Origin of the sequence: Bradyrhizobium cytisi (assembly GCF_008123515.1) — a bacterium.
Lineage (GTDB): Bacteria > Pseudomonadota > Alphaproteobacteria > Rhizobiales > Xanthobacteraceae > Bradyrhizobium > Bradyrhizobium cytisi.
On sequence record NZ_VSSR01000063.1, the window covers coordinates 1 to 12,456 of the forward strand.

Consider the following 12,456-nt stretch of genomic DNA (forward strand, 5'->3'; position numbering starts at 1 on the left):
TCATGCCCGGGCTTGTCCCGGGCACCCACGTTCTTCGTCCCGTGTGGCAAGGCGTGGATGGCCGGGACAAGCCCGGCCATGACGGCGTGGAGGCTTTAGTACGGGCCATATGTGACGGCCTTGCTCCGACGGGGAGCGGCAGGAGGCCGCGGGCATGAGCGACACCAGCACCTCCGTTGCCATGCTGGAGCCGGTCGAGGACGTCGGCGGCGTCGCGCAGCCGTTGCTCCAGGTCAACGGCCTGACCAAGCATTTTCCGGTACGTGGTGGGCTGTTCGCCGCGAAACGTACCGTGCGCGCCGTCGACAATGTCTCCTTCTCCATCGCCAAGGGCGAGACGGTCGGCATCGTCGGCGAGTCCGGTTGCGGTAAGTCGACCACCGCGCGCCTCTTGATGCACCTGATGCCGCGCGATGCCGGCGACATCATCTATGACGGCATGTCCGTCGGGCAGTCGCTGTCGCTGCGCGAGCTCCGCCGCGGCATGCAGATGGTGTTCCAGGATTCCTACGCCTCGCTCAATCCGCGCCTGACCATCGAGGAATCGATCGCGTTCGGCCCCAAGGTCCATGGCATGGCCGATGGCACCGCGCGTGCGCTGGCGCGCGAGCTGCTCGGCAAAGTCGGCCTGGTGCCCGCAAATTTCGCCAACCGCTATCCGCACGAGATCTCCGGCGGCCAGCGCCAGCGCGTCAACATCGCCCGCGCGCTCGCGCTCTCGCCGCGGCTCGTGATTCTGGATGAAGCCGTCTCCGCGCTCGACAAATCCGTCGAGGCGCAGGTGCTTAACCTGCTGGCCGATCTCAAGCGCGAGTTCGGCCTGACCTATCTCTTCATCAGCCACGACCTCAACGTCGTCCGCTACATCAGCGACCGCGTGCTGGTGATGTATCTCGGCGAGGTGGTCGAGCTCGGCCCCGTCGACCAGGTCTGGGACGCGCCCGCGCATCCCTATACGCGCGCGCTGCTGGCCGCGATGCCGTCCTCCGATCCTGATAGGCGCACCGAGCAGCCGCCGATCACGGGCGATCCACCCAATCCGATCGATCCGCCCGCGGGCTGCCGCTTCCACACCCGTTGTGCGTTTGCGGAGCCGCTCTGCGCAATTGCTGCACCAAAGCTCACCGCGCTGGATAATATGGGCCACGAGGCCGCGTGCTACATGGCGATTCCGGGTTCAGGCCATAGCCGCGCGCCCTGAGAGGAAACCGCATGACGAGACCGACGACAAAAGAGATCCAGGCGACGGCACAAGTCGCCGGTATTCCCGTGAACGACGAGATCGCGACGCGCATCTCCAATTCCATTGGACCGGCCTTCGAAGGCTTTGCCGCCATCGCCGGCACGTTGCCGTTCGACCTCGAGCCCGCGCTCTATCCGCTCGCGCAGACGCAGAAGGTGTCGAAATGAGCACCGAGCCTGCCTTGATGACGCTCACCGAGGTCGCGCGCGCGATCGCGATGAAGCAGGTGTCCTCGCATGAGGTGACGCGCGCGCTGCTGCATCGCATCGCGCAGTGGCAGCCGCATCTCAACGCCTTCATGTCGATCGAGTCCGAAGCTGCGTTGAAGGCGGCCGATGCCGCCGACGCCGCGCTCGCCAAAGGCGAGGTCCGAGGTCCCTTGCATGGCGTGCCGCTCGCGCACAAGGACATGTATTACGACGCAGGCCACGTCTCGACCTGCGGCTCGCTGATCCGCCGCGATTTCGTGCCGACCGTGACGTCCACCGCCTTGCAGCGATTGAAGGACGCCGGCCAGATTCGCCTCGGCACGCTGCATCTGGCCGAGTTCGCCTATGGCCCGACCGGCCACAACGCCCATTACGGCCCGGTGCGCAATCCCTGGAACGTCGCGCATATCACCGGTGGTTCGTCGTCAGGCTCCGGCTCGTCGGTCGCAGCGCGGCTGACCTATGCGGCGCTGGGCTCCGACACCGGCGGCTCGATCCGTATGCCCGCGCATTTCTGCGGTGTCACCGGTCTGAAGACCACCGTCGGCCGCGTCAGCCGCGCCGGCGCGATGCCGCTGTCGCAATCGCTCGACACCGTCGGCCCGCTCGCGCGCACCACTGAGGACTGCGCGCTGCTGCTGGCGCTGATGGCCGGTCCCGACCCCGAGGATTCGACCGCAAGCCACGAGCCGCTGTCGGACTATGTCGCGGCAACCAAAGGCTCGCTGAAGGGCCTCAAGATCGGCGTGCCCGCCTCGTTCTATGTCGACGATCTCGACAGTGAGGTCGCGCGCGTGCTGGACGAGACCATCGCGGTGCTCAAGCGCGAGGGCGCCGACATCCTCACAGTCGAGCTGCCCGACCAGCGGCAATTGTCCGCGGCGAGCCAGCTCGTGCTCGCGGCGGAAGCTGCCGCCTTCCACAAGCGCTGGATGATCGAACGTCCGCAGGATTATGGTCCGCAGGTGCTGATGCGGCTGCAGAACGGTCTCGCCGTGCCCGCCATCACCTATCTCGAGGCGATGCGCTGGCGCGGCCCGGCACTCGCCGCCCACAATGCCGCGGCCGCTGGTGTGGATGCGATCATCGCACCGGCATCTCCGGTGCCTGCACCGACCATCGAGGAGAGCGACGTCGGCGGCGGGCCGAACGCACCGGCGCTGTTGCAGCGGCTGACGCTGTTCACCCGTCCGGTGAATTTTCTGGGCCTGCCGTCGCTCACCGTTCCCTCCGGCTTCACCAGGAGTGGCCTGCCTGTCGGCATGCAGCTGATCGGCCGCTCCTTCGATGAAGCGACCTTGCTCACCATCGGTGCCGCCTTCCAGCGCGTCACCGACTATCACGACCGGGTACCCAAGCTGCCGTCATGACAAAGCTCGTCGAGATCTCAGGCCTCAACATCCGCTTCACCGGCGAGCGCACGGTCTATGCCGTGAACGATCTCAATCTCTCGCTCGGCGATGGCGAGGTGCTGGGCCTGCTCGGCGAATCCGGTTCGGGCAAGAGCGTGACGCTGCGCGCGTTGATGCGGCTGTTGCCGAAGAAGCGCACGCAGATTTCCGGCAAGGTCAACGTCATGGGCCGCGACGTGCTCGCGATGAACGACGAGGAACTGTCGTCGTTCCGCGGCCAGACCGTGTCGATGATCTTTCAGGAGCCGGCACTGGCGCTCGACCCGGTCTACACCATCGGCGCGCAGATCGCCGAGAGCGTCGTGCGCCACGAGGGCAAGTCGTATGCGGAGGGCACGGCGCGTGCGCTCGAGATGCTCGAGGTCGTGCGCATCCCGTCTGCCAAGCGGCGGCTCGATGCCTATCCGCACGAAATGTCCGGCGGCATGCGCCAGCGCGCGATGATTGCGCTGGCGCTCGCCTGCCGGCCAAAAATCCTGCTCGCGGACGAGCCGACCACGGCGCTCGATGCCACCGTGCAGATCCAGATCCTGCTGCTGCTGCGCGAGCTGCAACGCGAGTTCGGCATGTCCGTCATCTTCGTCACCCACGACATTGGTGTTGCCATCGAGATCTGCGACCGCGTCGCGGTGATGTATGCCGGCCAGATCGTGGAGCAGGGCAGCCTGCGCGACATCGTCCGCTCCCCGGTCCATCCCTATGCCAAGGGCCTGCTCGCCTCGACCATCCACGGCGCCAAGCGGGGGCAGCGCCTCGAGACCATCCCCGGCACCCCGCCATCGCTGGCCGAAATGCCCCACAACTGCTCCTTCGCCCCCCGCTGCGCCGTGGCGCAGCCGCGCTGCATCGCGCAATTGCCTGCGAATGTGGAGGTTGCGCCGGGCCGAGCGGCACGGTGCGTGCTGGCGGAGGCGGTGGCCGCGAACTAGCAAGCTGCTGCTCCGGCCGTAGTCGACTGGCCAACAGAGTATTCGTGGCGAACTTAACCGGGCGGGGGAATTGTCTATGAGTGCCGCATCATGCGGCACGCGCGTCGCACGGATTGGTTTCGCGTGCGATGCGATGGATTGCCGCATCAATAGGCAAATATACTCACGCGTCGACAACGAGATCGCTTGCGTGGATTTCGCCACCACCGATCGTGCTGAGATCGTTCCTCTGTGGCGCCATGCTTTTCGCCTCTGCGCTGGAATCGAGAAAATTTTAGGAAGATCGTACGAGGATACGTTGCCCAACGGCATCGCATGAAGTCAATTTTGAGTTTCTTCACGACGCGCGTTGCCGGCTCTCTGGTTCTCGCCCAGATTGTTCTCTAGATCAGGCAGACCGAATCGGGACGAAGCTTCCGAGCGGATACGGCAGCGACGCGACAATGATGAATGCCATGTGTGACCACGACTGCGGCCGGAACCTGCATCAGCCCTATCAGGAGCGTCCGGCGTAAACAGATGATGTCCCGCATGGGATGCCGCTCCTTTATCTCGTTGAAATTCGCCGGTCCTGTCAGACGCAGGCGACATAATCTTTGGGGAATGCGCTTCCGTTGGGCGGACGTTCGTCGCGCAGCGGAGGCGAAAATACATGCAACAAGATGATCGCAGGCCCGCGAGCGCAGCAAGGCTCCTGGAACCAGTTCCCCTGCCACGCGAACCCCGGGACGTCAGGGATAGAGCGCCGGCGCCGCCGCGGCTGTTCTCGACCCGGCCCTATCCAGCGCCGGAACAGTTTGACGTCTGGAAAACGCGCATGGCCTCGTTGCTCGAGGTCGCGCCATCGGATGGCCACGATCCCGCACGGGGATTCGAAGTTGAATACCTGACCTGCAACATGGCAGATGTCGTGTTTACGTCCGGACGGTTTGCTGCTCAAACCTTCGCGCGCGTTTCCGTGCCATCCCCGGTCGATATCTGGTGGTTGTTCCGTGTGCGCTCGGGAGAAGCCTGGTTCGAGACCGGCGAGCGGCAAATCCATGCCGGGCCTGGAGCGATGTTCATCATTTCGCTCGACGACGATTTTCGCGGCCGCATCTCGGACTATGAGGGTCTGGTGATTGGCATGCGGCGGGACGCATTCGAGCGCGTGACGGAGCAGCTCGACAGCGTTTGCAACACCATCCTGAGCGGCAATCTGATCGAGCTGCTGGCCGATTATCTGGATCGGCTCGAAATGCGAGTCATCCAGTTGTCATCGGACGAGCTGAGGCAGGCCGGGCGTGCGACGGCGAACATGATCGCCGCATGTATCGAGCTGTCCGGCACCAGGCAGGAGCAGGGACGAGGCGCCATCGAATCGATCCTGTTCGAGCGCGCCCGCGAGTATATAGAGGCGCATCTGGGCGAGTTTGACCTCACGCCGAATCGCGTGGCGGAACAATTGCGGGTCTCGCGCTCGAACCTCTACCGTGCCTTCGAAAGCGTCGGCGGCGTAGCCGGCTACATCATGCGCAGGCGTCTGCGTGCCGCGCATGCGGAACTAGTCGCAAGCGCGGACAAACGAGTGCAGGAGATCGCCTATCGCCACGGCTTCAAGCAGGCGTCGGATTTCACGCGCGCGTTCCGCCGTGAATTCGGCGTCAGCCCGCGTGTGGCGCGCGAACGGGCGCGCGGCGGATCAATTGCGGGTTGAATTGTGAGGAGATCGCGCGGGTTCCGTGCTGATCGTTCAACTTGTGAGACGATCTGCCAGCTATTTGGACGAGCTGCCGAGTGACGCTGCCCCAATTGTGTCTATCCTTTTCTACTATGACGACTCGGGGGCAACTTGATGGCAGCCGGGCGAGCGCTGGGTGGCACGATGCGCTCGTTTAGTCTGATGCATCATCAGCCAGGACCGGACTTGATCGCGCCGTGCGCCATCATCTCCGAACGTCCACACAGGTGTCCGACAGAACTGTGCTTCGGTGCGGTCTTCGGCGCCGCGGCCCCACGTTTGGACAAGCTGTCACAAAAGGGGCACACCATGGCTGTCGCACAGATTCCAGCCGCATCGCTGAAGCGTCGGGGCCGCACCGGCTTCGTGCCGAGTTGGATCGCGTCGGGCGATGCGGGCAGCACTTCGCTGCGGCGCCGGCTGCTGTCGGTGCTGCGTCGGGCGCACCGGGCGTTTGGCATGAAGCGCGACCGGCTGGGGCTCGGGTCACTGGGCGCGGGCGGCGCGCTGCTTGCCGTGATGGCGATCATGGTGGCTCCACAGGCGGCGTTTGCGCAGGTCGCCATCGGCAATGGCGTTTTGAGCAACCCCGCCAACTGCACCAGTCCTACTGCTGCAACCGCAGGCAGCACTGCTCTTGGTTGCGGCGCCCACGCAGCCGGTGCCAATGCGACGGCCATCGGCACTAGCACCACTGCGAATGGCCAGAACTCGCTGGCGGTCGGCGATGCGAACAGCGCAACCGGCGATGGCTCGATCATCGTGGGCTATGCCAACTCTGTGAATGGGCTCAATGCGATCGGCATGGGTGTCTTTGCAAACGCGACCGGCGTCAATGCCCTCGCGGTCGGCGGAAACGCGCACGCCACTGCGGACGGATCGAGCGCCTTCGGTGTCAACACCACGGCAAGTGGGGCAAGTTCCCTTGCGTTGGGTTCGTCGGCTAATGCTTCCGGTGGTGCCTCGATCGCGATTGGATTGTCCTCCACCGCCTCATCTTCGAACGGTTCGGGCACGGCCATCGGGGTCGGCTCCAAAGCAAGCGCCGGAACCGGTGGCGGTTCTCCGATCGCCATCGGCGTGAATGCCAACGCCAGCGGGACCGCGCCGAGCGGCTTCACATTCGAGGCTGTTGCCCTCGGCACAACCGCCACCGCGACGGGCGCGTGGTCGACCAGCGTCGGTTCGAGCGCATCCGCAACGGGGACGGGAGCCAGTGCGTTAGGTACGTCCGCCGCAGCGTCAGCAAATCAAGCCACCGCCATCGGTAACGGGGCGAAAGCCTCCGCGGTCGGCACCGCATCCCTTGGATATCTTGCCAACGCGAGCGGCGGCAACGCCGTCGCGGTTGGCGTCCAGTCGGTCGCGTCGGGTACCAGCTCACTGGCGGCCGGCAATCTCGCCACGGCGTCAGGAAATTTCGGCGTTGCCCTGGGTAATCAGGCGCAGGCGCTGAGCTCCGGCGGCGCGGTCTCGATCGGATCGGGCGCAATCGTCAACAACGCGGCGACAGGCGGCGTCGCGATCGGTAACAACGCGGCGTCGAGTGGTGCTAATTCGATCGCCACGGGCGTTAGCGCCGTCGCCGGCGCCGTCAATGCCTTTGCCGCGGGATTTCAGGCCAATGCGTCGGCGGCCAGCGCTATTGCCATCGGCAACAATGCCGCGGCCAGTTCCGCCAACGCGGTCGCCCTGGGCACCAATGCTGTGGCGACCGGCGGCCAGGCGGTCTCCATCGGCGCGAACAACGTCGCCTATGGCAACGGCGCCGTGACGATCGGCGATCCGAGTTACGTCAGCGGCACGGGCGCCTTCACCGGCGGTGCAAACAACATCGCCAATAGTGACGGCACCGCGACCGCCACCGCCGCCAATCAGGCCGCCGGCGCCGTCGCGATCGGCAACAACAACAAGGCGATCGGTCAGGGCTCCGTGGCGCTGGGCAACGGCTCCACGGCGGGCGCGGCCGGTCTTGCGGGCAATATCGCGCTGGGTGACGGCGCAACGGCGGCGGCAAAATCCGGCGATGTCGCGCTCGGCTCCGGCAGCGTCACCGCTGTGGCGGTCGGCACGCCGAACACCGTGATCAACGGCACCACCTACAGCTTCGCCGGCACGACGCCGAACTCGACGGTCAGCGTCGGTGCGCTTGGCGCCGAGCGCACCATCACCAATGTCGCGGCGGGCCGGATCAGCAACTCTTCGACCGACGCGATCAACGGCTCGCAGCTCTGGGCCACCAACCAGGCCGTCGACGGGCTCGCCTCCACCGTCAACAACATCAGCACCGGCGGCGGCATCAAGTACTTCCATGCCAATTCGACGCTGGCCGATTCGTCCGCCGTCGGAACCAACTCGGTTGCGATCGGACCGGTGTCGACCGCGACCGGCAGCGGCTCGGTGTCGATCGGCAACGGCGCGAACGCAGCCAACGCCAACGATGTCGCGCTCGGCGCGGGCAGCCAGACCGCCACGGCGGTCGGCACGCCCGGCGTCACCGTCGGCGGCATCAACTACGCCTTCGCCGGCACGAATCCGCTTTCGACGGTCAGCGTCGGCACGGTCGGCGCCGAGCGCACCATCACCAATGTCGCGGCGGGCCGGATCAGCAACTCTTCGACCGACGCGATCAACGGCTCGCAGCTCTGGGCCACAAACCAGGCCGTCGACGGCCTCGCCACCACCGTCAACAACATCAACACCGGTGGCGGCATCAAGTATTTCCACGCCAATTCGACGCTGGCGGATTCGTCCGCGGCGGGGACCAACTCGGTTGCGATCGGACCGGTGTCGACCGCGACCGGCAGCGGCTCGGTGTCGATCGGCAACGGCGCGACCGCCGCGAACGCCAACGATATCGCGCTCGGCTCGGGCAGCCAGACCACCACGGCGGTCGGGACCCCCGGCATCAGCATCGGCGGCACCAACTACGCCTTCGCCGGCACCAATCCACTCTCGACGGTCAGCGTCGGCTCGGTCGGCAACGAGCGCACCATCACCAATGTCGCGGCGGGGCGGATCAGCAACGGCTCGACCGATGCGATCAACGGCTCGCAGCTGTGGGCCGCTACCTCCGCGATCGACAGCCTCTCGACCGTCGTCAGCAACGGCCTGACGCATTATTATGGTGTCAACGACGGCGGCACCCAGAAGGCCAACTACAACAATAACGGCGCGACTGGGACCAATTCGATGGCTGCCGGCGTTGCGGCGTCGGCGAGCGCTGCGGGAGCGACTGCGCTGGGCTTCAATGCCCAGGCCACAGTTGCCGATGGCGTGGCGATCGGCTCGGGGTCGATATCCAACCGCGCGGTCGCGCCGACTTCCGGCACGATCGGCGGCACCATCATCCCCTACAACACCACCGATCTCGCGCTGCTCGGCGCGGTTTCGGTCGGCAACGCGACGAGCTATCGACAGATCACCAACGTGGCCGACGGCACCCAGAGCAGCGACGCCGTCACCGTGCGGCAGCTGACCGGCGCGCTGACGTCGTTCGCGACCACGACTACGAAATATTTCCACGCCAACTCGACGCTCGCCGACTCGCTTGCGGTCGGCAACAATTCGGTCGCGGTGGGGCCGCAGACCGTGGTCAATGGCGACAACGGCATCGGCATGGGCTTCGGCGCGACCGTGCAGCAGACCGCACCCGGCGGCATCGCGATCGGCCAGAATTCGCTGTCCAGCTTCGCCGATTCGATTGCGTTCGGAACCAATGCGCAGGCCAACGGCGTCCAATCGGTGTCGATCGGCGCGGGATCCCAGACGTCCAACCCGACCAGCGTTGCGCTCGGTCCGAACGCCAAGGCGACGGCGCAGGCCGGGGACGTCGCGCTCGGCGCCAATTCGACCACCTCGACGGTGGTCAAGACCACGAGCACCACGATCGGCGGCACCACCTACAATTTCGCCGGCACGGCGCCAACATCGACCGTCAGCGTCGGCAGCGCCGGTTCGGAGCGCACCGTCACCAACGTCGCGGCGGGACAGATCACCTCGACCTCGACCGATGCGATCAACGGCTCGCAGCTCTGGGCCACCAACGTCGCGCTGGACGGCCTTTACACCACCGTCAGCAATATCAGCAGCGGCGGTGGCGGCGTCAAATATTTCCACGCCAATTCGACGGCCGCGGATTCCACTGCGGCCGGTGCCGAGAGCGTCGCGATCGGCCCGCAATCGGTCGCAAGCGGGGCCAACGCGATCTCGATGGGCAACGGCTCCGCCGCGTCGGCCGACAATTCGGTCGCGATCGGCGCCGGCGCCAAGGCGACGCAGGCCAACTCGCTGGCGCTCGGTGCGAACGCGACCACCACGGCCAATCTGAGCGATGCGGCCTATACGCCTGTCGTCGGCAAGAGCGTTGCGGGCGTGGCGACGGGCGAAGTGTCGGTCGGCTCGTCCGGGGCCGAACGCCGCGTCACCAATGTTGCCGCGGGCTCCGCCGCGACCGACGCGGTCAATGTCAGTCAGCTCCAGGCGGTGGCGTCGAGCTCGATCCGCTACGACACCGACGGCGCCGGCAACACCACAAACAAGCTGACGCTGAACAGCGGCAGCGGCGCGCCGGTGACGATCGGCAATGTGGCGGCGGGTGTCGCCGGCACCGATGCGGTCAACCTCAACCAGCTCAACAGCGCCTTCGAGCAGCTTAACGGCCGGATCGGCGAGGTGCGGCAGGACGCCTGGCGTGCGGCCGCGATCGGCATGGCTGCCGCGTCGCTGCGTTATGACGACCGGCCCGGCAAGGTGAGCGCATCGGCGGGCGGCGGCATCTGGCGCAGCCAGGGCGCGCTGGCCTTCGGCATTGGCTACACCAGCGAGAACGGCCGGCTGCGCAGCAATGCGGCGGCGACCACCGCCGGGGGCGACTGGGGCGTCAGCGCCGGCGTGAGCCTGACACTCAATTGACCCTGACCTCGACGCGGCGGCTGGCGTGCCTGGCTCTGGTGATCTGGCTTCGGGCGGCGGCGAGCGCATCCGCGCAGCCCGCACCGCCATCGGCTTACGCCGTCAAGCCTTCGGATGTCGTGGTGCCGGAGGGTGAGACGCTCGGCGAGTTCAGGCGGATGATCCAGCCGTTCCGGAACTGGACCTTGATTTGCGACGAGAGCCTCAAATCCAGGCGTCGGGTCTGCAACGTGACGCAATCAATCGTCAACGCGCAGGGCACGGTCGCCTTCAATTGGTCGCTGATTGCGACCGCCGACGGCAAGCCGCTGATGACGATGCGCATTCCCGCAGTTGCGGGGGTTGGCGCGCATGTCGAGCTCGCGATGGGCGATGGCCCGGACCGAATTGTCGCCCAGACCGATCACTGCGACGCCAATTTCTGCTTCGCCACGGTTGCGATCGGCGACGTGCTCAGGCGGCACATCCGCGCGGCGACGCTGTGCCGTGTGTCCTATCAGCTTCCGCAAGGAGGGCCGATCGTACTGGAGGCGCCGCTGGATGGGTTGTCCGGTGTATTGGCGAAACTGAAATGATACAAGGAGGATGAATACGCCGATGCGACTGAAAATGCCCATCCTGATTTTCGCGGTTGTCGTCATGGCGGCGCTCAGTGCAGCCGCTGTCGTGGGATATGCCCAGCAGGTCCAGCCTGCCGAGGCGCAGCCTATACCGTTGCAGCCTGGAGCTCCGGCGCCGGCCAAGAAGCCCGCCGCGAAGCCGCAACCGCACAAGCCACGTCCGCAGGAGGCGCAGACGGCGCCGGCTGCCGCCGCACCCGCTCCGCCGCAGCAGGCGGGGCAGCAACCGACCGTGTTCGACGATCATGCGCGGCAGGGCAACATCGTGACATGCGCCAATCTGTTTGGGACGCTCGGCCGCGGTCTCGCGACGAACTCCAACTACACCGCGCAGTCGCAGTGGGACGCCAAGGCCGGCAATTCGCATTCAGTACAGGCGCTGGTCGCGCTTGCACCCGACCAGGCCACCCAGGGCAACACCAATCAGCGGGCCGCTGGTGTCGTGTTTGCTGCACCGGTCGGAGCGTCCTGCGAAGGCAATCTGGTGCGGGTGACGCCCCGGACGGAGAGCTGCTCGATCGTTGCCGACGAGCTCGCCAAGCTCAACGGTCACAACGGCGCGCTCGGTGGTCTCGCGACGATCGCGCTGCCGAACGGTGCGCAAGTGGTGCTCGTTCCTTTCGGCAACGCCTGTGTTGCGGTAACGACACTGCGCGTAGCCGGGTAGCCGCCGCCAAATCGGGGCACGTGCCGATGTCAGGAGCGATTGCTCCTCATGACAAAAATCAGTCGCGTCGGCATGGGGTTATGGCGATTCGCCGGGGCCATTTCGGCCGCGCTCATTCTACTGTGCATGGGGTTGTTTTCGCGATTCCTGTCTGAGCGGTCCCTCCGGGAACACCATTCAGACCCCATTCATCCCGGTTCCGGTTCCATGGGCCCGTTCACGGAGAGGGACTTCAACTTATGTATATTTCTGGCCAAAGCCTCATCGTCATCCTGTTTGTCGGCCTGGTTGCCGGCTGGCTCGCCGGCAAGGTCGTGCGAGGAAGCGGGTTCGGCATCATCGGCGACATCGTGATCGGCATCGCCGGTGCGTTCGTCGCGACGTTCCTGTTCCCGAAGCTCGGCATTCATCTCGGCCTCGGGCTGGTCTCGGAGATCATCTATTCCGCCATCGGCGCCATCATCCTGCTGCTGGTGGTGCGGCTGGTGCGCGGCGGCGGCCGGCTCTAACCGGTTCGATCGATCGGAACCAAGCGCTTCTCCCCGTGAGCTTTGGGGAGAGGCGCTTGTCTTTGCTATAAAAAGCCGCAAAGACTGTGAAATACCGGACTTGCGGATTGGGCCGTCCTGGGTAGATGTGGCGAGGCTCGGATTAATTCGATTGCACTGCATGCGGGGAGAACCCGATATTAATCCGGGGCGCGTACGCCTCGATTTGTTTTTGTAATCAGGACTCTGGAAAT

At 65.7% G+C, this 12,456-nt stretch carries 10 protein-coding genes; all 10 read left to right on the top strand.

Annotated features, from left to right (window positions below):
- The first annotated feature begins 154 nt into the window (after positions 1-154).
- On the top strand, positions 155-1,201 hold the full coding sequence (locus FXB38_RS32215) for an ABC transporter ATP-binding protein (protein WP_187435294.1): 1,047 nt from the start codon (positions 155-157) through the stop codon (positions 1,199-1,201).
- Positions 1,202-1,212: 11 nt separating this feature from the next.
- The gene (locus FXB38_RS32220) at positions 1,213-1,410 is read left to right on the top strand and encodes a hypothetical protein (protein WP_148754995.1); all 198 of its coding nucleotides are present in this window, start codon (positions 1,213-1,215) and stop codon (positions 1,408-1,410) included.
- On the top strand, positions 1,407-2,822 hold the full coding sequence (locus FXB38_RS32225) for an amidase (RefSeq protein ID WP_148754996.1): 1,416 nt from the start codon (positions 1,407-1,409) through the stop codon (positions 2,820-2,822). The genes FXB38_RS32220 and FXB38_RS32225 overlap by 4 nt, the downstream gene beginning before the upstream one ends.
- Complete coding sequence (locus FXB38_RS32230; protein WP_148754997.1) at positions 2,819-3,793, top strand: ABC transporter ATP-binding protein; 975 nt, start codon at positions 2,819-2,821, stop codon at positions 3,791-3,793. The genes FXB38_RS32225 and FXB38_RS32230 overlap by 4 nt, the downstream gene beginning before the upstream one ends.
- Positions 3,794-3,869: 76 nt before the next feature.
- Entirely contained in the window at positions 3,870-4,112 is a 243-nt protein-coding gene (locus FXB38_RS32235; protein ID WP_148754998.1) for a hypothetical protein, read from the top strand.
- Between the two features lie 498 nt (positions 4,113-4,610).
- On the top strand, positions 4,611-5,489 hold the full coding sequence (locus tag FXB38_RS32240; protein WP_246230298.1) for an AraC family transcriptional regulator: 879 nt from the start codon (positions 4,611-4,613) through the stop codon (positions 5,487-5,489).
- A gap of 333 nt (positions 5,490-5,822) precedes the next feature.
- Positions 5,823-10,427, top strand: a complete 4,605-nt coding sequence (locus FXB38_RS32245) for a beta strand repeat-containing protein (RefSeq protein ID WP_148755000.1) — start codon at positions 5,823-5,825, stop codon at positions 10,425-10,427.
- On the top strand, positions 10,424-11,002 hold the full coding sequence (locus FXB38_RS32250) for an invasion associated locus B family protein (protein ID WP_148755001.1): 579 nt from the start codon (positions 10,424-10,426) through the stop codon (positions 11,000-11,002). Before FXB38_RS32245 ends, FXB38_RS32250 begins: the two co-directional genes overlap by 4 nt.
- Before the next feature lie 34 nt (positions 11,003-11,036).
- A complete protein-coding gene (locus FXB38_RS32255; protein WP_148755002.1) occupies positions 11,037-11,714 on the top strand; it encodes a hypothetical protein in 678 nt (225 codons plus the stop codon).
- A 239-nt stretch (positions 11,715-11,953) separates the two neighbouring features.
- Positions 11,954-12,223 (top strand): GlsB/YeaQ/YmgE family stress response membrane protein, encoded by a 270-nt coding sequence (locus FXB38_RS32260; protein WP_148755003.1) that lies wholly within the window; start codon positions 11,954-11,956, stop codon positions 12,221-12,223.
- Positions 12,224-12,456 lie beyond the last annotated feature (233 nt).